Raw genomic sequence first — 26,136 nt, 5'->3', positions numbered from 1 at the left:
CGTCATCAGAACAGGAAGTAGCGCTGGGCCATGGGCAGGCTGACGGCCGGGGCGGGCTCGATGAGCTCGCCGTCGACGCGCACCTCGAACGTGTCGGCCGCCACCTCGATCCTGGGCAGGGCGTCGTTGAGCGGCATGGCGGCCTTGCCGCGGCGGCGTACGTCGGCGACCGGCGCGAGCCGCCGCCGTACGTCGAGCCGGTCGGCGAGCCCCGACTCCAGCGCCGTCGGCGCCACGAAGTGCAGCGAGGTGGCCGCGGCGGTGACCGGCGAGGCGCCGAACATGGGCCGCGGCAGCACCGGCTGCGGCGTCGGGATGGAGGCGTTGGCGTCGCCCATCTGCGCCCAGGCGACCACACCGCCCTTCAGCACGAGGTCCGGCTTGACGCCGAAGAACGCCGGGTCCCACAGGACGAGGTCGGCGAGCTTGCCGCGTTCGACGGAGCCGACCTCGCCGTCCAGGCCGTGGGCGACGGCCGGGCAGATGGTGTATTTGGCGACGTAGCGGCGGGCCCGGAGGTTGTCCGCGGGGCCGTCGCCGAGCGGACCGCGGCGGGCCTTCATGACGTGCGCGGTCTGCCAGGTGCGGATGATCGTCTCGCCGATGCGGCCCATGGCCTGCGAGTCGGAGCCGATCATCGAGATCGCGCCCATGTCGTGCAGCACGTCCTCGGCGGCCATCGTCGTGGGCCGGATGCGCGACTCGGCGAAGGCGAGGTCCTCGGGGATCGACGGGTTGAGGTGGTGGCAGACCATCAGCATGTCGAGGTGCTCGTCGAGGGTGTTGACGGTGTGCGGCCGGGTGGGGTTGGTGGAGGAGGGCAGTACGTTGGGGTAGGCGGCGACGCGGATGATGTCGGGGGCGTGGCCGCCGCCCGCGCCCTCGGTGTGGTAGGCGTGGATCATCCGGTCGCCGATGGCGGCGAGCGTCGACTCGACGAAGCCGGCCTCGTTGAGGGTGTCGGTGTGGATCGTCACCTGCACCCCGGTCGCGTCGGCCACCCGCAGGCAGGCGTCGATGGCGGCCGGGGTGGTGCCCCAGTCCTCGTGCAGCTTGAAGCCGGAGGCGCCGGCCCGCACCTGCTCCAGCAGGCCCTCGGCGCTGACGGTGTTGCCCTTGCCGAGCAGCGCGAAGTTCAGTGGGTAGGAGTCGAGCGACTCCAGCATGCGGCCGAGATACCAGGTGCCGGTCACGGTGGTGGCCTTGGTGCCGTCCACGGGGCCGGTGCCGCCGCCGACGATCGTGGTGACGCCGGATCCGATGGCCTCGCCGAGGAGCTGCGGGCAGATCAGGTGGACGTGCGAGTCGACGGCCCCGGCGGTGAGGATCTTGCCGTTGCCGGACAGGATCTCGGTGGACGGGCCGATGACGAGGTCGACGCCGTCCATGGTGTCGGGGTTGCCGGCCTTGCCGAGGCCGTGGATCCGGCCGTCGCGGATGCCGACGTCGGCCTTGACCACGCCCCAGTGGTCGAGGATGACCGCGCCGGTGATGACCAGGTCCATGGCGCCCTCGGCGCGGGTGGCGCGGGACTGCCCCATGGACTCGCGGATGACCTTGCCGCCGCCGAACACCGCCTCGTCGCCGGCGCCCGCAGGCCCCATCGACAGGTCCTCGGTGACCTCGATGAACAGGTCGGTGTCGGCCAGCCGGATCCGGTCGCCGGTGGTGGGGCCGTAGAGTGCGGCGTAGCGGGCCCGCGAGAGGTCAGCCATCGAGCGGCCCCGCCCACTCGGGACGCAGGCCCGGGACGATCCGGGCGCCGGCCAGCGGCACGAGCGTGACGTCGCGCTCGACGCCAGGCTCGAACCTGATCGCGGTGCCCGCGGGCACGTCCAGCCGCATCCCCCACGCCGCCTTCCTGTCGAACTCCAGCCCCGGGTTGACGGCGGCGAAGTGGTAGTGGGAGCCGACCTGGACCGGCCGGTCGGCCGTGTTGACCACGCGCAGCGTCACCCGTTCGCGCCCGGGGTTGAGGGGGTGGGAGCCCTCGGGGTGGGCGTACTCGCCGGGGATCACGGGATCGGCCTGTGCACGGTCACGAGCTTGGTGCCGTCGGGGAACGTGGCCTCGATCTGTACGCTCTCCAGCATCTCGGGCACGCCTTCCATGACGTCGGCCCGGCTCAGCACCGCGCGGCCGGCCTCCATGAGCTCGGCCACGGTGCGCCCGTCCCTGGCGCCCTCCATGAGGAACGAGGCGATGACGGCGGTGGCCTCGGGGTGGTTGAGCCGCAGGCCCCTGGCCTGCCGCTCGCGCGCGACCCCGGCGGCGACGTGGATGAGCAGCCGTTCCTGCTCGTGTGAGGTAAGCCGCATGGCCGGACCATAGGAACCGGGGGTTTCGCCGCCGTTGCCGGGGGATGTCGTGTCTGTTTCGCCCTGCGGCGAAGGCACACATGACGGGATATGTGCACTTGTGAAGATCCGGCAAAGGCGTATTAACGCCCGGGATCCGCGCGCGAAACGCGCCGGGGTCACCTTTCTCGCAGAACCGGTCGGCAGGAAGGAACCGCCGTGCGCATCTCCCGCCCGATTGTCCCAGTCGCCCTCGCCCTGGCCTTGGCGGCCTGCGGGTCCGACGCCCAGCCGGCCGCCGAGGCCCAGGAGATCAAGGTCGGACTCCTCCACTCGCTCAGCGGCACGATGGCGATCAGCGAGGTCACCGTACGGGACGCCGAGCTGCTGGCCATCGACGAGATCAACCGGGCGGGCGGGGTGCTCGGCAAGAAGCTCGTCCCCGTGGCCGAGGACGGCGCCTCGGACTGGCCGACCTTCGCCGAGAAGGCCACCAAGCTCATCAGGCAGGACAAGGTCGCCACCGTCTTCGGCGGCTGGACCTCCGCCAGCCGCAAGGCCATGCTCCCGGTCTTCGAGCGCTACAAGGCGCTGCTGTGGTATCCGGTGCAGTACGAGGGCCTGGAGAGCTCGCCGTACATCTTCTACACCGGAGCCACCACCAACCAGCAGATCATCCCTGGCCTCGACTACCTGAAGGAGCAGGGCAAGAAGAAGGTCTTCCTGGTCGGCAGCGACTACGTCTTCCCGCGCACCGCCAACAAGATCATCAAAGCGTACGCGGCCGCCAACGGCATGGAGGTCCTCGGCGAGGAGTACACCCCGCTCGGCCACACCGAATACTCGACCCTCGTCAACAAGGTCGTCCAGGCCAGGCCGGACGCGGTGTTCAACACCCTCAACGGCGACAGCAACGTCGCCTTCTTCAAGCAGCTCAAGAGCGCCGGCGTCACCGCCGAGACGATGCCCGTGCTGTCGGTCAGCGTCGCCGAGGAGGAGGTCACCGGCATCGGCGTGGACAACATCGCCGGCCACCCGGTCGCCTGGAACTACTACCAGACCACCGAGACCCCGGCCAACGAGGCGTTCGTCAAGGCGTACAAGGCCAAGTACGGCGCCACCAAGGTCACCTCCGACCCGATGGAGGCCGGCTACAACGCCGTCTACCTGTGGGCCGAGGCCGTGAAGAAGGCCGGCACCACCGAGGTCGAGGCGGTGAAGAAGGCCGCGCCCGGCATCTCGCTGGACCGCCCCGAGGGCAAGGTCACCATCGACGGCGAGAACCAGCACCTGTACAAGACCGCCCGCATCGGCATCATCCAGCCCGACGGGCTGATCAAGCAGGTGTGGGACTCCGGCGAGCCGATCAAGCCGGACCCGTACCTGAAGGCGTACCCGTGGGCGGCCGGGCTGGCGGCCTCCTGATGACGGCCTTCGTCAACCAGCTTCCCATCGGGCTGTCCATCGGGGCGGTGCTGCTGCTCGTGGCGCTCGGGCTGACGTTCACGTTCGGGCAGATGGGCGTGATCAACATGGCGCACGGGGAGTTCATCATGGCGGGCGCGTACACCGCGTTCCTCATCGGCGACCTCGTGCTCGCGCTCCCTGCGGCGTTCCTCGTCGCCGGGGCCATGGGGCTGGTCCTGGAACGCGCGGCCGTCCGCCACTTCTACGGCCGGCCGCTGGACACGCTGCTGCTCACCTGGGGCGTCAGCCTCGTGCTGCAGCAGCTCGCCCGCGACCTGTTCGGCGCGCCGAACGTGCAGGTGCCCGCGCCCTCCTGGCTGGCCGGCGGCGTCGGCATCCTGCCCTACAACCGGCTGTTCATCATGGCGCTGGCCGTCGCCGGCGTGGTCGCGGTCTGGCTCTACCTCAACCGCACCGCGCTCGGCCGGCGTACGCAGGCGGTGGTGCAGAACCGGCGGCTCGCCGCCACCAGCGGGATCGACACCGGGCGGGTGGACATGCTGACGTTCTTCGTCGGCTCAGGGCTGGCCGGCGTGGCCGGGGTGGCGCTCACCCTCATCGGTCCCGTCGGGCCGGGGCTCGGCACGTACTACATCGTGGACGCCTTCCTCGTGGTGGTCGCGGGCGGGCTCGGACAACTGCGCGGGGCGGTCCTCGCGGCGGCCGGGCTCGGCCTGCTCAACTCCTACGCCGAGTTCTGGTCGGACGCCTCGCTGGCGAAGGTGATCGTGTTCGCCGTGATCATCGCGTTCCTCCAGGTGCGCCCGCAGGGGATGTTCGTGCTCAGGTCGCGGGTGCTCACATGAGAGACCTGATCCGGCGCAACCTGCCGTTCGCCGCCGTCGCCGTGGTGGCGCTGGTCGCCGCGCCGCTGCTGCTGGAGCCGTTCCGGCTGGGCCTGCTCGCGAAGTACCTGTGCTACGCGATCGTCGCGCTCGGCATCGGGCTGGCGTGGGGCAAGGGCGGCATGCTCACCCTCGGGCAGGGCGTCTTCTTCGGGCTCGGCGGCTATGCGATGGCGATGTACCTCAAGCTCACCGAGGCCGGGCCCGGCGGGCTGCCGGACTTCATGGTGTGGAGCGGCGTGGAGGAGCTGCCGGCGCTGTGGGCGCCGTTCGCCAGCCCGGTCCTCGCGCTCGGGATGGCCGTGCTCGGGCCGATGGCGCTCGCGGTGGTCCTCGGCACGCTGGTGTTCCGGCAGCGGGTGCGGGGGGCATACTTCGCGATCCTCACCCAGGCGCTGGCCGCCGCCCTGGTCATCCTGCTGGTCGGCCAGCAGGGGCTGACCGGCGGCACCAACGGCATGACGAACTTCTTCGAGCTGTTCGGCCGGGACCTCGCCGAGGACTCCACGCAGCGCGGGCTCTACCTGGTGACGGCGGGCGTGCTCGGCGTCCTCTACCTGGCCACCCGGCAGCTCGTGAACAGCCGCTTCGGCCGGCTGCTGGTGGCGGTGCGCGACGGCGAGGACCGGGTGCGTTTCCTCGGCTACGACCCGGCCCTGGTCAAGACCGTCACCTTCGCGATCTCGGCCGGCATGGCGGGGCTCGCGGGCGCGCTGTTCGTGCCGGTCGTCGGCATCATCTCGCCGGCGCTGCTCGGCGTCGTGCCGTCGCTGGAGCTGGTGGTCGCGGTGGCCGTCGGCGGGCGGCACGCCCTGGCCGGGGCCGTGCTCGGCGCGGTCGTCATGGGCTACGCCAAGACCGCCTTCAGCGAGCAGTTCGCCGACGGCTGGCTCTACCTTCAGGGCGCGTTGTTCATCCTGGTCATGACCCTGGCGCCCAAAGGGATCGCCGGGCTACTCGGGAGGGTGCGCCGTGCTCGAACTGCGTGACGTACGGGTGGAGTTCGACGGCTACCGGGCCCTCGACGGCGTGGACCTGACGGTCCCCGAGGGCGAGCTGCGCTTCCTCATCGGGCCGAACGGCGCGGGCAAGACCACGCTGATCGACGTGATCACCGGGCTGACCCGGCCGGTGGCGGGCAGCGTGCGCTTCGCCGGCCACGACCTGGTGGGCCGCAAGGAGCACCGGATCGTCCGGCTCGGCGTCGGCCGGACGTTCCAGACCTCGGTGGTGTTCGAGGAGCTGACCGTCCTCGAGAACCTCGACCTGGCGGCCGGCTTCCGCAGCCCGCTCTGGACGCTCGCCCGGCGGCGGCGCGGCGTCTCCGAGGCCGTCGCCGAGGCCCTGGCCAGGACCGGGCTCGAAGAGCTCGCCGAACGTTCAGCGGGCGTTCTCTCCCACGGCCAGCGCCAGTGGCTGGAGATAGGGATGCTGCTGGCGCAGCGGCCGAGGTTGCTGCTGCTGGACGAGCCGGTGGCCGGCATGTCCGGCGACGAACGCGAGCGCACCGGCCGGCTGCTCACCGAGATCGCCGCGGACCACACGGTGATCGTGGTCGAGCACGACATGGAGTTCCTGAGGCGGCACGCGTCCACCGTGACCGTGCTGCACGAGGGCAAGGTGCTCGTGGAGGGGTCGGTGGAGCAGGTCAGCGCCGACCCGCGGGTGCAGGAGGTCTATCTCGGGAGGAGGCCGAGCGATGCTGCTGTCGGTGAACGGACTTGAGTCGGGGTACGGACGGGCGCGCGTGCTGTTCGGAGTGTCGCTGGAGGTGGAGCCCGGCCGGCTCGTCTGCGTGATGGGCCGCAACGGCGTCGGCAAGACGACGCTGCTCAACACCGTCATGGGCGTGCTGCCCGCCACGGCGGGCACGGTCACCTTCGACGGCCGCGACGTGACCGGACTGAAGCCGCACGAGCGGGTCAGGCTCGGCATGGGGTACGTCCCCCAGGGCCACCAGTGCTTCCCCCAGCTCTCCGTGCTCGGCAACCTGCTGGTCACCGTCGAGGCCGCCAAACAGCCGAAGGAGGCCGTGGACGAGGCACTGGACCTGTTCCCGGCGCTCAAGCCCATGCTGAGGCGGAGTGCCGGGCACCTGTCCGGCGGCCAGCAGCAGCAGCTCGCGATGGCCCGCGCCCTGGTCACCCGGCCCCGGATGCTCATCCTGGACGAGCCGACCGAGGGCATCCAGCCGTCGATCATCCTGGAGATCGAGGCGGCCATCGAGCGGTTGCACGCCGCCGGGCTGGCGGTGCTGCTCGTCGAGCAGTATCTGGACATCGCGCTGCGGCTCGCCGACCGGTTCGTCATCCTCGACGCCGGGCACGTCGTCAGGACGGGGGACGCCGAGGAGCTGCGGCGCGACGACGTACGCAGGCTCCTCGCGGTGTAGGAGGCTCAGGCGGAGGCGCCGAGGAGGGCGAGCAGGCTGCGGGCGTTCGCGGCGCCCCGGCGCTCGCCCGTCCGGTCGAAGATCTCCAGTGCCGCCCTGGCCAGCTCGCCCGCCCGCCCGGCCGCGCCCTCCGCCCGGCCCACCTGGGCGAGGGCCAGCAGGGCGTGGGCGTCGAGCAGCCGGTCGCCGAGGCGTACGGCGAGGCTTCTCGCCTGCTCGGCGGCGGCGCGGGCGTCCGGTTTGCGCCCCTGCGACAGGCGGGCCGCCGCGAGCTCAAGCAGCGTGTCGGCCTGCCGGTGCCGGTCGCCCAGCGCGGCCAGCCGGCCCACGGCCGCGGTCAGCCGGTCGGCGGCCTCGTCCAGGCGTCCCGCGCGGCGCAGCACCATGCCGAGGACCTGCTCGGTGTCGGCCGCGTCGCGCTGGTTCTCCGCCCGCGCCAGGCAGGCCAGCAGCGTCCGCTCGGCCTCCTCCAGCCGGCCCAGCTCCAGGTGCACCCGGCCGAGCCTGCGGGTGGCATGGGCGCTCTCCCGGGGCTGTCCCGCCAGCTTCGCCAGCGCCGCGAGCAGCCGTTCCTCCGCCCGCGCCCAGTCCCGCTCGGCCAGGTGCAGATCGCCCAGGTCCAGCAGGACGAGCCCTTCCCCGTCGCCGGAGCGCCGCGCCGACACCAGCGCGAGCGAGGTGACGGCCCGCCAGTCGTCCAGGAAGCGCTGCCGTTCCAGGTAGGGCGCCAGCAGGTGCGCCAGCCGCCAGCACGGCCCGTCCAGGCCGGCCGCGTGCAGGTCGGCCACCAGGCTCACCAGGAAGCCACGTTCGGCGGCCAGCCACTCCACCGACTCCCGGATGTCGCGGGTCGCCACGGTCGTCGCGGGATCGCCCGACACCAGCGAGAAGCGCGAGGCGCGGACCCGCTCCAGCACCACCTCCGCGAGCTTCGGCAGCACCTCAGGCACCGGCTGCTCGCGGGCGAACAGCCGGGTCAGGTCGTGCAGCCGGTAGCGGACCTGGCCCGCCACGTCCACGCCGTGCGTCTCCAGCAGCCCCGCGTCGACCAGCGCCTCGGCCTGGCCGCCCAGCAGTTCGGTCACCCAGTCGGCGAAGTCAGGGGCCGACAGCGCGCCGAGGCCGCGCAGCGTCCGCCTGGCCGCCTCCGGCAGCCCGTCGAACCCGATCGCGAACACGCTGCGCACCGCCAGGTCGCCGGCGTGCAGCCGGTCCAGCCGCTCGTGCTCGTCCTCCAGCAGGCGGACCAGGTAGCCGACGGTCCACTCGGGGCGGGCCGCGAGGCGCGAGCCCGCGATGCGCAGCGCGATCGGCAGGCCGCCGCAGAAGCGGGCCAGGCCGCGTAACCCGTCGCCCCCCGCCCGGCCCGAGCTCCTGGCCAGCAGCTCCAGCGCCGCCTCGTCGTCCAAGACGCCCACCGACAGCCGCCGCGCGCCCGGCAGCCCGCCGAGCGGTGAGCGGCTGGTCACCACCGTCGGGCAGGCGCTGAGCAGCGGCCGGACCTGCGCCTCACTCGCGGCGTTGTCCAGCAGCACGAGGAGCTCGCGGCTGGCCGTGTAGGCGCGGAACAGCCGCTCGCGCTGCTCCAGCCCGGCCGGGATCGCCTGGGCGGGGCAGCCGAGCCAGCGCAGGAAGTCCTCCAGGACGGCGGCCGGGGTCGTGGTCTCGCGCAGGTCGGCGTACAGGATGCCGTCGCCGAAACGCTCGCGGGCCCGCCAGGCCGCGTGCACCGCCAGCGCCGACTTGCCCGCCCCCGCCTGCCCGTGCACCACCGCCAGCCCGCCGACCACCTCGCCCAGCAGGTCCTCGCGGCCGGTGAAGTCGGCCACGTCGGGCGGCAGCAGCACCGGCGGGCCGGCCGACACGTGCAGCGACACGTCGTCGTGCAGCATCCGGTGGTAGAGGAGCTGCAGCTCCGGGTCCGGCTCGATCGCGTGCCCGCCGTCGAGCCGGTCGCGCAGCACCGCGTACGCGGCCAGCGCGTCCACCCGCCGCCCGCTCCGGTAGAGCGCCAGCATGTACTGGCCGCGGAAGCGCTGCCACAGAGGATGCCGCTTGGTGAGCTGACGCAGCTCCGCCAGCAGCTCCCGGTGCCGCCCGGCGTCCAGGTCGGCCTGGACCCGCCGCTCCAGGGCCAGCAGCCGCAGCTCCTCCAGCTCCTCGCGCAGCCGCCGCGTCTCCACCCACCGCTCGCCGTCGGGGTCCAGGTCCTCCAGCGCCTCGCCGCGCCACAGGCCGAGAGCCTCCTCGTACGCGCCCTCGCCCACCAGCAGCCGGAACCGGTCCACGTCGAGCCGGCCGTCGCCGAGGTGCAGCACGTACGCCCCGGAGACGGTCGCGATCGTGTCCTGGCCGATGAGCTTGCGGAGCTGCCCGACATAGCCGCGGATCAGCGAGTCGGAGCGCTCGCCGCCCTCGCGCGGCCACAGCAGCCGCCGCAGCCGCTCCGCGGTGAGCGGCCGCCCGGCGTTGAGCAGGAACATCGCCAGCAGATCCCGGTGTTTGGGCACGGCCGGAGTGCGGTCGGCGCCGTCGGCGTCCCGGACCTCCAGCGGCCCCATGATGCGGAATTCCACCGCCCTTCCATATCAGGCTGCTGGAGCTCCGGCCACCCGGAAAGGTCAACCCGGCGTCGTGCCGCCGGTCCAGGCGAGGGCCGAGCGGACGATCTCCTCCAGCCGGCCGCTGTGGGCGCCGCGCCAGTAGACCTGGCCGCAGTCGCGGCAGCGGCCGTAGGCGTCGTAGCTGCGCCTCGTGCCCGACTCCAGCCGCCGGGAGATCTCCTGCTTGTCGACCGGGTCCAGCTCGCCGTTGCAGGCCGTACAGCGCGACCACGGGCGCAGGGGCGGCGAGAAGCGGTCGAGCAGGTCGTGCAGTTGGTCGGCGGGGTCGGAGCCGCGGACGTACGCGCCGAGCCACAGCGCGCGGCGGCGCAGCAGGCCGCGGTCCTGGGTGAGCAGGACCCGGCGCTCCGCGTTGGCCTGCGCCACGAGCGAGGGGTCGTCCATGTCGTTGTGGTAGGCGGCGTCCACGCCGAGCAGGCGCAGGCGGCGGGCCAGGGTGCCGAGATGCACGTCCAGCAGGAAACGGGGGTCGTCGGGCAGGCGTTGAGGCCGGGGCTTGGGCGGGACCTCCGCCACGTCCCCGGGCGCGAGCTGGTAGGAGAAGGGCACCGGGCGGCCGGCCACGGTGAGCTGGCCCACCTCGGTCAGTGGTACGCCGGTGGACTCCACGTGGTGGCCCAGGGTGGAGGTGCCGTCCGGGGTCACCTCGTGCCACTCCTGGCGGCGGCTCACGGGCAGGAACATCCTCAGCTCTGGGGCGATGCGCAGGCGAGCGGTGGTCACAAGGTCCATTCTGCTCCGGCGGATAACGTGAGTTCATGTCCATTACCCGCAGGTCGCTGCTCGCGCTGCCCCTGGCGGCGGCCGCCTGCTCGGGAGGCGGCCCGCCCGAGGCCGAGCTTCGGCTGGTCACGGGGCAGACCGGCGGCGCGTACGGGCAGCTCGGCGACCGCCTGGCCGGGGAGCTGCGGCGGGACGGGCTCCGCGTACGGGTGCTGTCCACCGCGGCCAGCGTCCAGAACCTGACGATGATGGCCGACGGGCGGGCCGACGTCGGCTTCGCGCTGGCCGACACCGCCGACGACGCGATCCGGGTACGCCGCCAGGCGGTCGCGGCGCTCGGCCGCGTCTACATGAACTACGTCCACCTCGTCGTGCCCGCCCGCTCCCGGATCGCCGCCGTCGGCGGCCTCGCCGGGCGCAGGGTCGCGATCGGGGCGGAGGGGTCGGGCACCGCGGTGACCGCCACCCGCGTGCTCGCCGCCGCCGGGCTCGCCCGCCCGGCCCAGCTCGTCCGGCTGGAGCTGGACGCGTCCATCGCGGCGCTGCGGGACGGGGAGGTGGAGGCGTTCTTCTGGTCCGGCGGGGTGCCGACGCCCGCGCTGGAGGCGGCCGCCGGCGAGCTCCGGCTCGTGCCGCTGGACCCCATGGTGACGGTGCTGCGGCGGGAGTTCGGGCCCGTGTACGAGCACGGCACCGTCCCCGCGGGCGCGTACGGTGCGGCGGGGCCGGTTTCCACCATCGGGACGCCCAGCTATCTGATGTGCCGGGCCTCGCTGGGGGAGGACGTGGCGTACACGGTGGTCGAGACGGTGTTCCGGGCCCGTGACCGGCTCCAGGCGCCGTCCGCGCCCGGCGGGCGGCTCGACCCGCGGTACGCCATCGGCACCGGGGTGGTGCCGTTGCATCCGGGGGCGATCAGGTACTACCGCTCCGTCTACGGCTGAGGTCCTTCTGAAGGAAGGGGAAGAGTGGGGCTGAGGTCCTTCAGGAGGAAGGGGAAGAGTGGGGCTGAGGTCCTTCAGGGAGAGGTGGAGCTGGGGCTGAGGTCCTTCAGGGAGAGGTGGAGCTGGGGCTGAGGTCCTTCTGGGGGAAGAGTGGAGTTGGGCTGAGGTCCTTCTGGGGGACTGGGGAGCGGGGCTTAGGTGCTGCCTGGGTCCCTGGATCGGCGGCGTCGCGGATCGGCGCCGGCGTCCGGCACGGAGATCAAGAAGGGAGACGGAGCTCCACGGTCAGGCCGTGAGGGACGGTGGGCAGGAGGCGGAGGGCGCCGCCGCAGGCGCGGGCCAGCTCGGCGGCAATGGCCAGGCCGAGCCCGCTCCCCGGCACGTTCGCGTGCGAGCCCGCGCGCCAGAAGCGCCCCAGCGCCTCGGCCCGCTCCTCCTCGCCCAGCCCCGGCCCGTCGTCGGCCACCCGCAGCACCCCGCCGGCCAGGGTGACGGTCACCGTCCCGCCCTCGGGGACGAACTTCTGCGCGTTGTCCAGCGCGATGTCGGCGATCCTGGCCGCCGCCTCCGGCACCTCGCCGTGCTCGGGGGCCACCAGGGCGAGCCCTTTGGCCGCGTACACCTCGCGCCAGACCGCGAGGCGCGGCCCCAGCGGGACCGGCCGGGGCTCCAGGCCCGCGCCGGCCTCCACCCTGGCCAGGGTCAGCAGGTCCTCCACCAGCAGCGCCAGCCGGTCCAGCTCGGCCATCGCCTCCGCGTACTCGGCCGTGCCCCCGGCCTTCAGATGCGGCTCCATGTTCTCCAGCCGCAACCCCAGCACGGTGAGCGGGGTGCGCAGCTCGTGCGAGGCGTCGGCGACGAAGGCCCGCTGCCGCTCCATCGCCCCTGCCACGGCGTCGGCCATCGCGTTGAAGCGCTCCTCCAGCCGCCGCAGCTCCGACGGCCCGGCCCCCGGATGCGCCCGCGCGTCCAGGCGGCCCCGGGCGATGGCCCGGGTGGTGCGGTCCAGCTCGGTGACCGGGCGCAGGATCCAGCGGGCCAGCCGCCTGGCCACCAGCGCGCCGAGCCCGAGCGCGGCCAGCGCGCCGAGCGCCAGCGCGCCCCACACCAGCGACACGTCCAGCCGGGCGCGGCCCGCCGGGGCCTGGAGGAGCACCACGCCCGAGAGCTGCGCGTCCCGCCCGGCGGGCTCGGCCAGCAGCGCGTACGCCGGCCCGAACGGCGTCGTCATCGGCAGGTCCTCGGTGGTGCGGCCGGACAGCGCCAGGCGGGTGGCGTCGCCGTCGTCGGCGGCGAAGGAGCCGGCGGTGACGCGGACCGAGCCGTCCCGGTCGCGGACGCGGACCGCCGCGCCGTACAGGTCGGCGTAGCGGCGCACCTCCTCGACCAGGCCCGCGTAGTCGCCCTCGCGCGCCGCCTGGTCGGCCAGCTCGGCGAAGCGGGTGGCGTCGGCGCGGCGGTCGAGGAGCAGCCGGTTGGTCCGGTGGGAGGCGTACGCCCAGCCGAGCGGCACCGCCAGCGCCGCGATGAGGATCGCGATCAGCGTGGTGAACGTGACCACCAGCCGCGCGTTCATCCCGCCGAGCCCAGCCGGTAGCCCGTGCCCCGCAGGGTCTCCACCAGCCCCGGCCGGCCCGTCTTGGCGCGCAGCCCCGCCACGTGCACGTCCAGCGACCGTGACGCCGACAGCAGCGGATCGCCCCACACCTCGTCGAGGATCTCCTCCCGGCTGCGTACCACGCCGGGCTCCCTGGCCAGCAGCGCCAGCACGTCGAACTCCCGCCGGGTCAGCGTCACCGCCTCCCCGGCCACCGTCACCTGCCGCGTCTCCAGGTCGATGCGTACGTCGCCGACGTGCACCACGTCGTCGCGGCGCGGCAGCGGGCGGGTGCCGCGCCGCACCACCGCCTCCATGCGGGCCATCAGCTCCGCCGTACGGAACGGCTTGACCAGGTAGTCGTCGGCCCCCGAGCGCAGGCCGCGCAGCACCTCGCGCTCCTCGGTACGGGCGGTCACCACGATCAGCGGCACGGCCGACACCCGGCGCAGGCGGCGCAGCACGTCGAGACCGTCCATGTCGGGCAGGCCCAGATCGAGCAGGACGAAGTCGACGCCCCCCGCCAGGCGGAGGGCGTCGACGGCCAGACCCGCCCGCGTCACCCGGTGGCCGTGCCGGGCGAGCGCCGTCGTCAGCGCGGCGGCCAGCCGGTCATCGTCCTCGACCAGCAGAACTCGCATGCCGCCAGGGTAGACGCGCGCGGGCTACACGCGTTCCGGGACGGCCCCCGCCGTCTGCTCGGCCCGCGACAGGGCCGCGTCCCGGGTCTCGCGCATGAACAGGTAGACGATGAGGGAGACCGCGCCGCAACCGGCGACGTACCAGAAGAAACCGGACTCCATCTTCGCGTTCTTGAACCACAGCGCCACGTACTCGGCGGTGCCGCCGAACAGCGCGTTCGCGATCGCGTACGGCAGCGCCACCCCGAGCGCCCGCACCCCGGTCGGGAACAGCTCGGCCTTCACCACCGCGTTGATCGAGGTGTAGCCGGTGACGATCACCAGCCCGGTCAGCGACAGCGCCAGCGCCCCGCCGAACCCGCTCGCCCCGCCGAGCGCCGTCATCAGCGGCACCGTCCCCACCATCGACCCGATCCCGAACGCGATCAGCAACGGCCGCCGCCCGATCCGGTCCGACAGCGCCCCCGCCAGCGGCTGCAGGCACATGAAGACGAACAGCGCGCAGAAGCTCACCAGCGTGGCCGTCTCCTTCGCCAGGCCCGCCGTGTTGGACAGGTATTTGGTGAGGTACGTCGTGTAGGTGTAGTACGCCACCGTGCCGCCCATCGTCAGGGCGATCACCAGCAGCGCCTCCCTCTTGTGGGCGAGCAGCCCGCGGATCGTCCCCCGCTCCGTGGTCTCCTCGGCGTGCCGCTCCTCGTCGTACGCCTCCGTCTCCAGCAGGCTCCGCCGCAGGTAGAACACGACCGCGGCGGCCAGCGCGCCGACCACGAACGGGATGCGCCAGCCGTAGGAGTTGAGCGCCTCCTTCGTCATCGTGTTCTGCAGGATGATCTGCAGGCCGAGGCCGACGAGCTGGCCGGCGGTCATGGAGACGTACTGGAAGCTGGAGGCCAGGCCGCGGCGGCCGCGCGGGGTCGCCTCGGTGAGGTACGTGGCGCTGGCCGCGTACTCGCCGCCCACCGACAGGCCCTGGAGCAGCCGGGCGACGACCAGCACCAGCGCGCCGAAGTAGCCGACCGACTCGTACGTGGGCGCGATCGCGATCAGCAGGGCGCTGGCCGACATCAGCGTGACGGTCAGCGTGAGCGCCGCCTTGCGGCCCCGGCGGTCGGCGTAGCGGCCGAGCAGCCAGCCGCCGAGCGGGCGCATGAAGAAGCCGACGGCGAAGATCGCCGCGGTGTTGAGCAGCTTGGCCGTGTCGTCGCCCTCCGGGAAGAAGGACGCGGCGAAGTAGACGGCGAAGCTGCTGTAGACGAACCAGTCGTACCACTCGACCAGGTTGCCGACCGAGCCGCCGACCACCGCCTTCCACGGCACGCGGGGCTTGCTCACTTCGGTACCTCCTGGGGGCTGGGGGAGTACGTGCAGGTCAGAGCCTCACCCCAGGAAGGAGTCCGGACAAGGTGGACGGGCCGATATCTAACGTCCGCTTAACATCGGCGCCTTCCGCCGGAAACCTCAGCCCCACGGTGGGTGGGCCAGCTTCGCCCGCTCCAGGGCGAGCTCCGCCCACCACGCGCCCGCCTCCGGCGCGACGACCCCCCGTTCGGGGTCCTTGTCGCCTTTCGTGCCGCGCCGGCAATGGCCGTTGGAGGTGCCGGCGCGGGCGATCCACAGGTAGGCGTCGGCCAGCTCCTCGCCGGTCTCGGTCGTCGGACGGTCGCCGACGCCCCTGCCCGGCGGGTTGCACCAGGTCTGCGGGTCCGCGTAGTGCTTGACCGGCGCCCAGGAGCCCTGGCCGTTGCGGGCCGTGTCGACGACGAAGTGCGGCAGCGTGGCCGGGTCCACCCTCGCGTCGAGCGGGCAGTCGGAACGGCCGGCGCGGCGCAGGGCGATGCAGACCGAGAGCTGCTTGCCGTAGGCGACGGCCTTCGCGGTGCGCTGGTAGGAGGCGGCGTTGAGGAAGAAGCCGTCGGTCTCGCCGACGCCCGCCTTGAGCAGGCGCTCGGCCATGACCTCGGTGCCGGGGTAGAGGTCCTGGGCGCCGTCGAGGTAGACGGCGGTGCGCGGGTTCGCCTTGAGCGTGCCGGCCGCCGCGCGCAGGGCCTCGTAGCGCTGGTCGGGGGAGCCCTGCGGGTCGCAGTTCTTCGTGCCGGGCAGCTTGACCAGGCTGCCCGGCTCCAGGACGACCACGGCCGGGGACGTGCCGATCTGGCCCGCGATGCCCTTGATCCAGCTCTGGTAAGCCGCCAGCTCCGCCGGGGTGGCGGGCCGGCACTGGTCGTTGCCGGGCAGGTAGTTGACCAGGAACACCGGGACGCCGCCCGTGCCCGCGGCGTTCTCCACGGCTTCGGACACCTTGGCGCGCACCTCGGGGGTGCCGAGGCGGATGGCGTGCGGGACCTTCGCCAGCTTCTCCATCAGGGCGGCGTCCTGGGGGCGGTCCTTCTTCCAGAGGGTCGCCTGCTTGGCGGCGTTCGGCTCTTCGGGGGAGTAGAAGGTGACGGGGCGGGCGGCGCGCAACGGGTTCGCGCCCGCAAGCGTCGCGGTGCCCGCGCTCGTGGTGTCGCCCCGGCCGCTCACCTTGGAGCTGCCGGGCGACGTGTTCGCATCGGGAGAGCCGCCGGACCCGTTCAACACCAGCCCCACTGTCACCCCGGCCACCGCCACCGTCACCGCCGCCGCCCCCGCGACGACCCTGCCCCGCCTCCGGCCACCACCCGTCCCGGTGTCCCCGTCGACGGGCGGCACGGTCGAGCCCGGATCCTCCGCCGCGCCCCGGGAGGCCGGTGGGGGAGGGGCGGGGAAGGCGTCCGCGGGCAGGGCCGAGGGGTTGGCCGCGCTGAGGCGGTCCAGGAGGTCCTGGGCCGTGGGGCGCTGCGCCGGGTTCTTGGTGACCGCGGCCTCGACCAGCTCCCGCAGCACCCCCGACAGCCCGTGCAGCTCCGGGGCCTCGTTCACGATGCGCAGCAGGATCGTCGGCACCGAGCCCGTCCCGAACGGCGACGCCCCCGACGCCGCGAACGCCACCGTGCACCCCCACGAGAAGATGTCCGACGCGGGCCCCACCCGCGACCCCGACACCTGCTCCGGCGACATGTACGCGGGCGTCCCCACGATCGCGCTGCTCACCTCCGCCTCGGTGAAGCGCGCGATCCCGAAGTCGATGACCTTGGGCCCCACCTGCGAGAGCAGCACGTTGGACGGTTTGAGGTCCCGGTGCACCACGCCCGCCCCGTGGATGGCCCGCAGCGCCACCGCCATGGCCGCGGCGAGCCCGTCCAGCGCCGACCCCGTCAGGGGCCCGGACTCGCGTACGGCGTCGCCGAGGCTCGGCCCTTCGACGTACTCGGTGACGAGGTAGGCGGGGTCGCCGTCCACGTCGGCGTCGAGGACCGGAGCGGTGCAGAAGCGGGCGACCCGCCGCGCCGCGGCGACCTCCCGGGCGAAGCGGCGGCGGAACTCCGGGTCCGCGCTCATCCGCGCGTTGATCAGCTTGACCGCCACCCGGGTGCCGTCCGGCGCCTCCCCGAGGTAGACGGTCCCCATGCCGCCCTCGCCCAGCCGGCCCAGCAGGGTGTAGGGCCCGGCCCGGCGTGGATCCCCGTCGCGCAACGCGTCCAAGGTCATAAACCGTCAGATTAACCCGCCCGCAGGAGCCTGGGGAGGGTCACAGCTCAAGCCGCCAGATGTGCCACTCGTCGAGCAGCCGGAAGCCCATGGCCTCGTTGATGGCCAGCATGTGGACGTTCGTGGTGGCGTTCCAGGTGATCACGCGGTCGAGGTGCGGCTCGCTCTCGCGCAGCCACAGCAGGTTGGCGAGCTTGACGAGCAGGCCCAGCCGGCGGCCCCGGTGCGGGCGCAGCACCACCGTGTCCACCTGGTTGGCCCAGCCGTCGGAGCGGTCGGTCTTGATGGCGATGCGGGTGAAGGCGGCGGGCGCGCCGTCGGAGACGCGGCGGGCGAGCGTCGAGTAGCAGGTCTGGCCGGCCCCGGTGATGCGCCGCTCGCCCTCGCCGACCCGCTCGGCGTCGTAGCCGCTCGCCTCGACGCCGGGGTCGCGCGGCGCGTCGTTCATGCCGTCGAGCAGCGTGGCGAGGTCGTCCAGGAGCTCCGGTCCCGCCGGTCCCGCCCACTGCTGGAGCGTGTAACCCTCGACCGTCGGCGTCATCGCCTTCAGCGCCGCCGGGTCGGCCGCGCGCAGGTCGAGGGTGCGGCGCGCCTCGGTGGTCGAGGGCGTCATGCCGTGCGCCCGCGCGAACCGCGCGCCCACGCCCGTGGCCGGCGCCTCGGTGAGCAGCAGCCGGCGGCCGTGCGCGCGGGCCCGGCCCACGGCGTGCTCGAACAGCGCGGCGCCCAGTCCGCGCCCGCGCCGCTCGGGCCGCACCACCAGCGGGAACACCGACGCGGTGTGCGTGTTGTCGAGGCGCGGCAGCCCAAGGCTGTAGCCGCCGGTGACCTTCCCGCCCTCGGTCGCCACCCACATCTCCACACCCTGGTCCGACCGTTCGGCGGCGAAGCTCATGCGGAAGCGGGGCAGGGTGACCAGGGGGCCCGGGTCGTCGGCGTTGGCCGCCACGTACGCTTCGTGCAGGCCCGCGACCATGCCCTGGTCCTGGCCGAGATCGACCCGCTGGATGCTCATCCCGTCAGCAAAGCGCACCCCGGGCGGCGCCTGCCACCGATTTCCGCGCGGCTACTGACGGTAGTTCTCCACCTGGCCGGCCGGGCGGACCGCGGCCTCGTCCGGGTCCTCGCCCGCGCCGCGCCGGGCGCGGCGCTGCCTCAGCAGGTCCCAGCACTGGTCGAGCGCCGCCTCCAGCTCCTTGACGCGGTTGTGCTCGTCGTCCGTCGTCACCTCGCCGGCCGAGAGCTTCTCGCGCAACTGGTGCTCCTCGTCGACCAGGGCGCTGATCCTCGTCAGAATCTCGTCATCACGCATGCGAAAACTCTAATCCGAACGGGACGGAACACACCGGCGCCCGGCGTAGCGGCGGGGCGGAGCCGCGCTCGTCGGGAAGTGAGCTCCGACACGACCTTTCTCGGGATCTGAGATAACGCACGGCGCATCCCGAGACGTCTGATAGCGTGCAAGACATGCTGCGCGGGCTCCTTCTTAGCTGCCGCGGCGAGGGCCTTTAAGGCCGGCTCCCTCGTCGCGGAGCCAGTCATGCGCGTCGGCCGCTTCCTTTCCTGAACCGCCCGACGAGGAGCAACGACCATGACCGCTCAGCGACCCAGCCGGATGCCGATCCATCGCTACCAGCCTTTCGAGCCCGTCCGGCTGACCGACCGCACCTGGCCCGACAAGGTCATCACCAAGGCGCCCCGCTGGTGCGCGGTGGACCTGCGCGACGGCAACCAGGCGCTGATCGACCCGATGGACTCCCACCGCAAGCTCCAGATGTTCGAGCTGCTGGTACGCCTGGGCTACAAGGAGATCGAGGTCGGCTTCCCCGCCGCCTCGCAGACCGACTTCGACTTCGTCCGGCAGATCATCGAAGAGGACCGCATCCCCGGCGACGTCGTCATCCAGGTCCTGACCCAGGCGAGGCCCGAGCTCATCGAGCGCACCTTCGAGTCGCTGGAGGGCGCCAAGCAGGCCATCGTCCACCTCTACAACTCCACCTCCACCCTGCAGCGCCGGGTCGTCTTCGGCCAGGACAAGGAGGGCATCACCGCGATCGCTGTCGAGGGCGCCAAGCTGGTGAAGAAGCTCGCCGACGCGAGCGACGTGGACGTCTTCTTCGAGTACTCACCGGAGTCGTTCACCGGCACCGAGCTGGAGTACGCCGTCGAGGTCTGCGACGCCGTCAACGAGGTGTGGCAGCCCACCCCCGACCGCAAGGTCATCATCAACCTGCCCGCCACGGTCGAGATGGCCACCCCCAACATCTACGCCGACCAGATCGAGTGGATGAGCCGCAACCTGCGCCACCGCGACTCGATCGTGCTGTCGCTGCACCCGCACAACGACCGCGGCACCGCCGTCGCCGCCGCCGAGCTCGGCTACATGGCCGGCGCCGACCGCATCGAGGGCTGCCTGTTCGGCAACGGCGAGCGCACCGGCAACGTCTGCCTGGTCACGCTCGGCATGAACCTGTTCTCCCAGGGCGTCGACCCCGAGATCGACTTCAGTGACATCGACGAGATCCGCCGCGTCACCGAATACTGCAACCAGCTTCCCGTGCACCCGCGCCACCCGTGGGGCGGCGAGCTGGTCTACACCGCCTTCTCCGGCTCCCACCAGGACGCCATCAAGAAGGGCTTCGAGCACCTGGAGCGCGACGCCGCGGCGGCCGGGACCCCGGTGGACGAGTTCGCGTGGGCGGTCCCCTACCTGCCGATCGACCCGAAGGACATCGGGCGCACGTACGAGGCCGTGATCCGGGTCAACAGCCAGTCCGGCAAGGGCGGCGTGGCGTACATCATGAAGTCCGACCACCAGCTCGACCTGCCGCGCCGGCTGCAGATCGAGTTCTCCAAGGTCGTGCAGGCCCGCACCGACAGCGAGGGCGGCGAGGTCAGCCCCGCCGAGATGTACGAGATCTTCCGCGACGAATACCTCCCCAACCCGGCCCACCGCTGGGGCCGGCTGAGCCTGATGGCGCACCGCGGCGAGTCCACGGTCGACGACAAGGACCGCATCAGCGCCGACGTCCGCCTCGACGGCGAGATCCGCGAGGTCAGCGGCACCGGCAACGGCCCGATCTCGGCCTTCATCGACGCACTCGGCGGCGTCGGCATCGACGTACGGGTGCTCGACTACTCGGAGCACGCGATGAGCGCGGGCAGCGACGCCAAAGCCGCCTCCTACCTGGAGTGCGACGTCAACGGCGAGGTGCTGTGGGGCGTCGGCATCGACGCCAACACCACCACCGCCTCGCTCAAGGCCATCATCTCGGCGGTCAACCGCGCCTCCCGCTGACGCTGCAGGGGACGAGACTCCGAGAAGGCCCTGAGCATGGTCGGAGGGCCTTCTCGGGTGATCGTTCGCTGCGTCTAGTCGAACTCGCCGTCCTTCACTCCGTTGATGAAGGCGTCCCATTCGCCCGGGGTGAAGACCAGGGCCGGGCCGGTGGGGTTCTTGCTGTCGCGCACGCCGCGGTGTCCCCCGGCGAGCGTGGCGATCTCGACGCAGTTGCCGCCGTTGCTGCCCGAGTGAGAAGACTTGGTCCACGTGGCCGCACGGAGCGCTCGGGTCAACTCGTCCATCGTTGCATCGTCTCCTCGATCAATCTGATGGATTCCCGTTGAGAGAGAGCTTCGGAACGGATCCCTTCGTACCTGAACGCCAGGATCCTGACGCTTTCTGGCCAGTCGGTCACCTGGGCGTCGGAAGCGGCTTCGACGTAGGCCGTGTCAGGGGCTCCGTGCGCTTGGCTGATGGCGAAGCCGCCGAGCAGCCCGGTCGTGGAACGCGCGCTGAGCGGAAGGATCTGAATGGTGATCCGCGGCGCGGTGCCGAGTTCGACAAGGTGGGCGAGTTGGGCGGCCATCACCGCGCGGCTGCCGATCGGGCGGTGCAGAACTCCCTCGTCGACGACCGCCCAGAGCATCGGGGGCTTGGGCCGGTGGAGGATGGACTGGCGCTCCATGCGGGCGATGACGTGTGCTTCGATCTCCTCCGTCGTCGCGCCGGGCTCACCGCTCAGTATCGCCCGCGCGTAGTCCTCGGTCTGGAGCAGGCCGGGGACCACCAGGGGCTCCCAAGACCGGATCGCCTCCGCCGTGGCCTCCGCGTCGAGCCAGGGCCGGAACCATGGAGGGGCCGAGGCGTGGCTGACCATCGGCCAGAGCCGCATCAGGGCGCCTTCCGCTTCCAGCGCCTCGTCGCAGTGGCGGGCGAACTCCTCGGTCGGTGACCGCCTGGCCGTCTCGATCATGCTGATCGTCCCGACGGAGTAGGGCACCGCCTTCGACAGGCGGATCTGGGACCAGCCTCGGGCCTTTCGATGTCGCCGCAGCTCGAAGCCGAAGAGTGCGGTCGGCGAGTCAGACGGGCATAGCTCGCTTTCCTTTGGCATCTGACCTCCTGGGGGGTCGCCGCCGCCCCGACAGGGCTTTCGCCGGGACGGCTGATGGCGTCGCGAAGTCGATCGGCTACACAATGTAGCCAAGGCTCGGCGCGGAGCCGACGGTTATCGGCTCTATCCAGTCGGGGACGCCCGCGCTCTCCGTGCCGCGGAACGTCACTTCACGACCCGGAACCGCAGGTGCGTGACCGCGTCGGAGGCGATCACCTGCGTGCGGGTCAACTCGATGTGCGGGAGGTCTTCCAGCAACCGGATTCCAGACCCCAGCACGACCGGAACCAGGTTGATCAGCAGTTCGTCCAGCAGTCCGGCGCGCAGGAACTGTCGTCCTGTCCCGGCGCCCATCACGATCACGTCCTTGTCGCCGGCCGCGTTCCGGGCGGCCTTCAGCGCGGCCTCGACGCCGGCGGTGACGAAGGTGAACGTCGCGCTCTTCATGACGAGTTCGTCGCGGGTCCGGTGGGTGAGCACGAAGGTGGGCGCCGGATAAGGGGTGTCCTGCCAGTGCGGCAGGCCGACGTCGAACGTGCGCCTGCCGACCACGACCGCGCCGACCGAAGCCGTCATCGCGGCGAGGACCTCTTCGTCGCGCGGGTCGGGCTGGTCGGTGAACATCCAGTCGTGCAGCCGCGTGCCGCCCCTGCCCATGGGATGCTCCGCGCCGACGCCGGGACCGGCGACGTAGCCGTCCAGCGACATGCTCTTGTACAGCACCACCGCACCCATCGGGACCTCCTCGACGTTGTCCTTCCGGGTTGGACCAGCGGGCCTCCCGCAACTCATCGCCGCCGAGCGGAACGGATATTCATGAGGTGTTGAATTCGGGCGCCGGTGGATCTACTCTTCGATAGAGAACGGTTCGTTCACTAATGGGGAGGCGTCATGGGGTTGGTGGTGACCGGGCTGATCCTGGCCATGCTGATGGCGGCGCTCGATCAGACGATCATGGCTCCCGCGCTGCCGGTCGTGGCCGGTGACCTCGGCGGGCTCGACCAGATGCCCGGCGTCGTCACCGCCTACCTCGTCGCCGCCACCGTCGCCATGCCGGTCTACGGCAAGCTCGGCGACCGCTACGGCCGCAAGCCGACGCTGCAGGTCGCCGTCGTCGTCTTCGTGACCGGGGCCGTCCTGTGCGCGCTCGCCACGTCGATGCCGCAGCTCATCGCGTTCCGTGCGGTGCAGGGGCTGGGCGGCGGCGGGCTGATGATCGGCGCCCAGGCGGCCATCGGCGAGCTGGTCAGCCCGCGCGAGCGGGGACGTTTCCTCGGCTACTTCGGCTCGGCGTACGTCCTGGCCGCCGTCGGCGGTCCGCTGATCGGCGGGTTCCTCATCGACCGGGTGAGCTGGCGGTGGATCTTCGCGCTCTACCCGCCGCTCGGGCTGCTGGCGCTGGTCCTGCTCACCGTGGCGCTGCGGCTGCCGCGGCCGGAGGGCGGGCGGCGGCCCCTGGACGTGGCCGGGGCGCTCGCGCTCGGCGCTCTCGTCGTGGGTGTGGTGCTGGTCGGGCAGACCCGCGAGCCGGTCTATCTGCTGGTGGCCGCGGGCGGGCTGGCGGGCTGGCTGGTCAGCGCCAGGTACGCGGCCGACCCCGTCATGCCGCTGCGGCTCTTCCGCGAGCGGGCCTTCGCCGTGCCCGTGGCGATCAGCCTGCTCATCGGGTTCGCGCTGTTCGGGACGGTCACGTACATGCCGGCCTACCTCCAGATCGCGCACGGCGCCGGCGCCACCGAGGCCGGGCTGCTGGTGACCGCGCTCATGGGCGGGGTGGTGGCCGCCACGACCGTGTCCGGACGGCTGATCACCAGGACCGGCCGCTACAAACCGTTCCCCGTCGCCGGGACCGCCGTCGCCGCGGCCGGGCTCGCGCTCATCGGGCTCACGGCCGGCTCGCCGCCCGCGCTGGCCGCGTCCATGCTGGTCACCGGGCTGGGGGTCGGGCTGGTCATGCAGGTCATGCTGCTGGCCGCGCAGAACGCCGTCCCCTACGGCGACCTCGGCACGGCCACCTCGTCGGTCACGTTCGTCCGGCAGATCGGGGCGTCGGCCGGGGTCGCGGTCGTGGGCGCGTTCATCACCCTGCGGTCCGGGATCTCCGCCACCGACGCCCCGGCCGCGCTGCCCGACGGCGTGCGCGAGTCGTTCGCGACGGCCGTGCCCCCGGTGTTCGGGGCCATGGCGCCGCTGCTGGTCGTGGCGTTCGGGCTGGCGCTGGCGCTGCCGGCGCGCCCGCTCCGCACGACCGCCCACGCCGATGACACCCCTGTGAAGGAGAGCACGTGAAACTCGTCGCGCCCCTGGACGCCGTCGGCCGCGCCGACCTGCCCCTCGCCGGAGGCAAGGGCGCCAACCTGGGCGAGCTGGTCAGGAACGGCTTCCCCGTGCCGCCCGGCTTCGTCGTCACCACGCACGCCTACGACCTCGCAGGACGGGACGACGAGCTGCCCGGCGAGCTGCGGCGGGAGATCGCCGCCGCGTACGCGGCGCTCGGAGCCGGGCCGGTGGCCGTACGCTCCAGCGCGACCGCCGAGGACCTGCCGGGAGCCGCGTTCGCCGGCCAGCAGGACACCTACCTCAACGTGGTGGGCGAGCAGGCCCTGCTCGACGCGGTACGCCGCTGCTGGCGCTCACTCCACACCGAACGGGCCGTCGCCTACCGGGCCAGGCTCGGCATCGACGACGCCGGGGTGAGCATCGCCGTGGTCGTGCAGCGCATGGTCGAGGCGGACACGGCGGGCGTCCTGTTCACCGCCGATCCGGTGACGGGCGAGCGGGAGCGGATCGTCATCGACGCCGGGGCCGGTCTCGGGGAGGCCGTCGTGTCGGGCCTGGTCACGCCCGACCACTACGAGGTGGACCGCGAGGGACACATCGACTACCGGCCGGGTCGCGGCGAGGTCGTCGTCCGCAGCGCCCCCGGAGGCGGGGTCGTCCACGAGAGCGACCCCGGGAACGGCGCCTCGCGGCTGCCGGACGCGGTCGTGACGGAGCTGGCCGGGCTCGCCCGCCGGGTCGCCGCCCACTACGGCCGCCCCCAGGACATCGAATGGGCCTACGCCGCCGGCCGCCTCCATCTGCTCCAGGCCCGGCCGATGACGGCGCTGCCGCCGCCTCCGCCCGGCCGGCTCAACCGGGTTCAGCGCCGGCTCACCGGCATCCTGCTCGAATACCTGCCGGTCCGGCCGTACCCGATCGACATGACGACCTGGCTGCCGTACGGGCCGGCGGGGCTGATGGCCAGGGTGACCGGCGCGTTCGGGGTCCGGGGCGGGTTCGAGGGGTTCCTGCGCGAGGAGGACGGCGTCGTCGTCGCGCTCGTCCCGCCGAAGCCGGGGCTGACGGCCAGGGCGCTGACGGCGCCGTTCCGCGTCGCGGCCAAGGCCAGGCGGTACGACCCCGCCCGCTGGACCGAGGACCGCCGCTTCACCGGCTACCTGGCGGCGGCGCGCGACCTGGCCGCCCTGGACCTCGGGGCGCTGCCGTGGCGGGAGCTGATCCGCGTACCCAGGAAGGCGCTCGACGTGGTCGCCCCGGTGGCCGACCTGCGCATCGACTACCTGCCGGGCACCGGGCTCGCGCTGCTGCGCCTGCTGGTGGCCGTCAAGCTGCTGCGCCGGGGCCCGCTCTTCCCGGGGCTGCTGGCCGGCGCGGTCACCCGGACGAGCGAGGCCAACCGGGCGCTGGAACGGCTGGCCGAGCTGGCCGTCCGCACCGGCGCGCTCGACGCCGACCCGAAGCCCGCCGAGTTCATGGCCGCGTTCGAGGAGTTCCTGCGCGAGTACGGCCACCGCGAGACCGCCAGCCCCATCCTCGTCACCCCGCCCACCTGGGCGGACGCGCCGGAGACCGTGCTCGGCCTGGTCGGGATGCTGGCCGCGCACCCCGCGCCGGCGGCCGAGGAGGCCGACGACGTCCTCGACCGGCTGCTCGGCCACCCGCTCCTGCGTGCTCCGAGGCGGCGGGCGCGGCTGCGGCGCTGGGTGGCCGCCGCCCGCGCCGGGATCGCCTTCCGCGAGGACAGCCACTTCTTCTTCACGTTGCCGCAGCCCGTCCTGCGCCGCTCGCTCGTCGAGCTGGGCCGGCGGCTGTGCGTGGCAGGCGTGCTCGACCGGCCCGAGGACGTCTTCCACCTGCGGCTGGAGGAGCTGGAGGCGATCGGCGGCGAGGACGCGCCGGCCGGTCGGGACGGGGCACGGTTGCGCGAGCTCGCGCGGGCGCGGGCGGCGAAGCGGGAGGAGCTGGCCGGCGTACGCCTCATCGACCACACCGCGGTCTTCCCTCCGGCGCCGGCGGGGGGTGACGTGCTGGTGGCCGGAGCCCCGGCGAGCGCGGGCACCGCCACCGGACCGGTGAAGGTGATCAGGGAACCCGCCGAGTTCGGCCGGCTGGCTGCGGGCGACGTGCTCGTCTGCCCATACACGAACCCGTCGTGGACGCCGCTGTTCCAGCGGGCCGCGGCCGTGGTCGTGGACAGCGGCGGGACGGCCTCGCACGCGGCCATCGTGGCGCGGGAGTACGGCATCCCCGCCGTCATGGGCACGGGCGCGGGGACGTCCGCGCTGGCCGACGGCCAGGTCGTGACCGTGAACGGCGACGCGGGAACGGTCGTCGCCGCTGCCTAGGATGGCTG

23 protein-coding genes are annotated in these 26,136 nt (G+C 72.8%); 9 read left to right on the top strand and 14 right to left on the bottom strand.

Translation table 11 applies throughout. From position 1 onward, the window contains the following. Window positions 1-5 precede the first annotated feature (5 nt). Genes BMW85_RS20930 through BMW85_RS20920 form a run of 3 tightly spaced genes read right to left on the bottom strand, consistent with a single transcriptional unit; the run spans window position 6 to window position 2,318 of the window. Window positions 6-1,715 carry an urease subunit alpha gene (locus BMW85_RS20930; protein WP_091083753.1) on the bottom strand — a complete coding sequence of 570 codons (1,710 nt, stop codon included), beginning with the start codon at window positions 1,713-1,715 and terminating at the stop codon, window positions 6-8. Then, window positions 1,708-2,019, bottom strand: a complete 312-nt coding sequence (locus BMW85_RS20925) for an urease subunit beta (protein WP_091083750.1) — start codon at window positions 2,017-2,019, stop codon at window positions 1,708-1,710. The genes BMW85_RS20930 and BMW85_RS20925 overlap by 8 nt, the downstream gene beginning before the upstream one ends. Beyond that, a complete protein-coding gene (locus tag BMW85_RS20920) occupies window positions 2,016-2,318 on the bottom strand; it encodes an urease subunit gamma (RefSeq protein ID WP_091083747.1) in 303 nt (100 codons plus the stop codon). The genes BMW85_RS20925 and BMW85_RS20920 overlap by 4 nt, the downstream gene beginning before the upstream one ends. Window positions 2,319-2,516: 198 nt before the next feature. On the opposite strand from BMW85_RS20920, the gene urtA reads away from it, so the two are divergent. Genes urtA through urtE form a run of 5 tightly spaced genes read left to right on the top strand, consistent with a single transcriptional unit; the run spans window position 2,517 to window position 7,001 of the window. Continuing rightward, window positions 2,517-3,722, top strand: coding sequence for an urea ABC transporter substrate-binding protein (urtA, locus tag BMW85_RS20915; protein ID WP_091083744.1), 1,206 nt, complete (start codon window positions 2,517-2,519; stop codon window positions 3,720-3,722). Beyond that, on the top strand, window positions 3,722-4,570 hold the full coding sequence (urtB, locus tag BMW85_RS20910; RefSeq protein WP_091084117.1) for an urea ABC transporter permease subunit UrtB: 849 nt from the start codon (window positions 3,722-3,724) through the stop codon (window positions 4,568-4,570). Before urtA ends, urtB begins: the two co-directional genes overlap by 1 nt. Beyond that, entirely contained in the window at window positions 4,567-5,598 is a 1,032-nt protein-coding gene (gene urtC, locus BMW85_RS20905) for an urea ABC transporter permease subunit UrtC (protein WP_091083743.1), read from the top strand. The genes urtB and urtC overlap by 4 nt, the downstream gene beginning before the upstream one ends. Further along, window positions 5,582-6,334 carry an urea ABC transporter ATP-binding protein UrtD gene (gene urtD / locus BMW85_RS20900; protein WP_091083740.1) on the top strand — a complete coding sequence of 251 codons (753 nt, stop codon included), beginning with the start codon at window positions 5,582-5,584 and terminating at the stop codon, window positions 6,332-6,334. Before urtC ends, urtD begins: the two co-directional genes overlap by 17 nt. Next, window positions 6,309-7,001, top strand: coding sequence for an urea ABC transporter ATP-binding subunit UrtE (gene urtE / locus BMW85_RS20895; RefSeq protein ID WP_091083737.1), 693 nt, complete (start codon window positions 6,309-6,311; stop codon window positions 6,999-7,001). The genes urtD and urtE overlap by 26 nt, the downstream gene beginning before the upstream one ends. 5 nt (window positions 7,002-7,006) lie before the next feature. Here the strand turns inward: urtE and BMW85_RS20890 are convergent, their stop codons facing one another. Further along, window positions 7,007-9,577: an AfsR/SARP family transcriptional regulator gene (locus BMW85_RS20890; RefSeq protein ID WP_091083735.1), complete on the bottom strand. Its 2,571-nt coding sequence runs from the start codon at window positions 9,575-9,577 to the stop codon at window positions 7,007-7,009. 45 nt (window positions 9,578-9,622) lie between these two features. Continuing rightward, window positions 9,623-10,357: a Mut7-C RNAse domain-containing protein gene (locus BMW85_RS20885; RefSeq protein ID WP_177240791.1), complete on the bottom strand. Its 735-nt coding sequence runs from the start codon at window positions 10,355-10,357 to the stop codon at window positions 9,623-9,625. Between the two features lie 26 nt (window positions 10,358-10,383). Between BMW85_RS20885 and BMW85_RS20880 the strand changes: the two genes are divergently transcribed. Continuing rightward, complete coding sequence (locus BMW85_RS20880) at window positions 10,384-11,292, top strand: TAXI family TRAP transporter solute-binding subunit (protein ID WP_245774963.1); 909 nt, start codon at window positions 10,384-10,386, stop codon at window positions 11,290-11,292. Between the two features lie 259 nt (window positions 11,293-11,551). Here BMW85_RS20880 and BMW85_RS20875 read toward each other — a convergent pair whose 3' ends face one another. The 6 genes from BMW85_RS20875 to BMW85_RS20850 form a co-directional block, all read right to left on the bottom strand. Then, window positions 11,552-12,868, bottom strand: coding sequence for a sensor histidine kinase (locus BMW85_RS20875; RefSeq protein WP_091083731.1), 1,317 nt, complete (start codon window positions 12,866-12,868; stop codon window positions 11,552-11,554). Next, the gene (locus tag BMW85_RS20870) at window positions 12,865-13,530 is read right to left on the bottom strand and encodes a response regulator transcription factor (protein WP_091083729.1); all 666 of its coding nucleotides are present in this window, start codon (window positions 13,528-13,530) and stop codon (window positions 12,865-12,867) included. Before BMW85_RS20870 ends, BMW85_RS20875 begins: the two co-directional genes overlap by 4 nt. 24 nt (window positions 13,531-13,554) lie before the next feature. Then, window positions 13,555-14,865, bottom strand: coding sequence for an MFS transporter (locus BMW85_RS20865; RefSeq protein WP_177240790.1), 1,311 nt, complete (start codon window positions 14,863-14,865; stop codon window positions 13,555-13,557). 126 nt (window positions 14,866-14,991) lie between these two features. After that, entirely contained in the window at window positions 14,992-17,103 is a 2,112-nt protein-coding gene (locus tag BMW85_RS49645) for a glycoside hydrolase family 6 protein (RefSeq protein ID WP_177240789.1), read from the bottom strand. A gap of 40 nt (window positions 17,104-17,143) precedes the next feature. Beyond that, window positions 17,144-18,118, bottom strand: a complete 975-nt coding sequence (locus BMW85_RS20855) for a GNAT family N-acetyltransferase (RefSeq protein WP_091083727.1) — start codon at window positions 18,116-18,118, stop codon at window positions 17,144-17,146. A gap of 51 nt (window positions 18,119-18,169) precedes the next feature. After that, a complete protein-coding gene (locus BMW85_RS20850) occupies window positions 18,170-18,415 on the bottom strand; it encodes a DUF2630 family protein (RefSeq protein ID WP_091083725.1) in 246 nt (81 codons plus the stop codon). A 279-nt stretch (window positions 18,416-18,694) separates the two neighbouring features. Here BMW85_RS20850 and leuA point away from each other — a divergent pair, with 279 nt between their 5' ends. Beyond that, entirely contained in the window at window positions 18,695-20,401 is a 1,707-nt protein-coding gene (leuA, locus tag BMW85_RS20845) for a 2-isopropylmalate synthase (protein WP_091083722.1), read from the top strand. 74 nt (window positions 20,402-20,475) lie between these two features. On the opposite strand, the gene BMW85_RS20840 is transcribed toward leuA, so the two are convergent. The 3 genes from BMW85_RS20840 to BMW85_RS20830 all read right to left on the bottom strand — a co-directional run bounded on the left by BMW85_RS20840 (window position 20,476) and on the right by BMW85_RS20830 (window position 22,235). Continuing rightward, entirely contained in the window at window positions 20,476-20,688 is a 213-nt protein-coding gene (locus tag BMW85_RS20840; protein WP_091083721.1) for a DUF397 domain-containing protein, read from the bottom strand. Beyond that, window positions 20,676-21,500 carry a helix-turn-helix domain-containing protein gene (locus tag BMW85_RS20835; RefSeq protein WP_091083718.1) on the bottom strand — a complete coding sequence of 275 codons (825 nt, stop codon included), beginning with the start codon at window positions 21,498-21,500 and terminating at the stop codon, window positions 20,676-20,678. The genes BMW85_RS20840 and BMW85_RS20835 overlap by 13 nt, the downstream gene beginning before the upstream one ends. Window positions 21,501-21,665: 165 nt before the next feature. After that, window positions 21,666-22,235 carry a dihydrofolate reductase family protein gene (locus BMW85_RS20830; RefSeq protein ID WP_091083716.1) on the bottom strand — a complete coding sequence of 190 codons (570 nt, stop codon included), beginning with the start codon at window positions 22,233-22,235 and terminating at the stop codon, window positions 21,666-21,668. Between the two features lie 156 nt (window positions 22,236-22,391). On the opposite strand from BMW85_RS20830, the gene BMW85_RS20825 reads away from it, so the two are divergent. Next, the gene (locus BMW85_RS20825) at window positions 22,392-23,789 is read left to right on the top strand and encodes an MDR family MFS transporter (protein ID WP_177240788.1); all 1,398 of its coding nucleotides are present in this window, start codon (window positions 22,392-22,394) and stop codon (window positions 23,787-23,789) included. Beyond that, the gene (locus BMW85_RS20820; RefSeq protein WP_091083713.1) at window positions 23,786-26,128 is read left to right on the top strand and encodes a PEP/pyruvate-binding domain-containing protein; all 2,343 of its coding nucleotides are present in this window, start codon (window positions 23,786-23,788) and stop codon (window positions 26,126-26,128) included. The genes BMW85_RS20825 and BMW85_RS20820 overlap by 4 nt, the downstream gene beginning before the upstream one ends. The last annotated feature ends 8 nt before the right edge of the window (window positions 26,129-26,136 follow it).

The organism is Nonomuraea wenchangensis (assembly GCF_900111685.1).
In the GTDB taxonomy this organism is placed as follows: Bacteria; Actinomycetota; Actinomycetes; order Streptosporangiales; family Streptosporangiaceae; genus Nonomuraea; species Nonomuraea wenchangensis.
The sequence above is the reverse complement of the archived record's forward strand: the minus strand, read 5'-3'. Positions and strand labels throughout refer to the sequence as shown.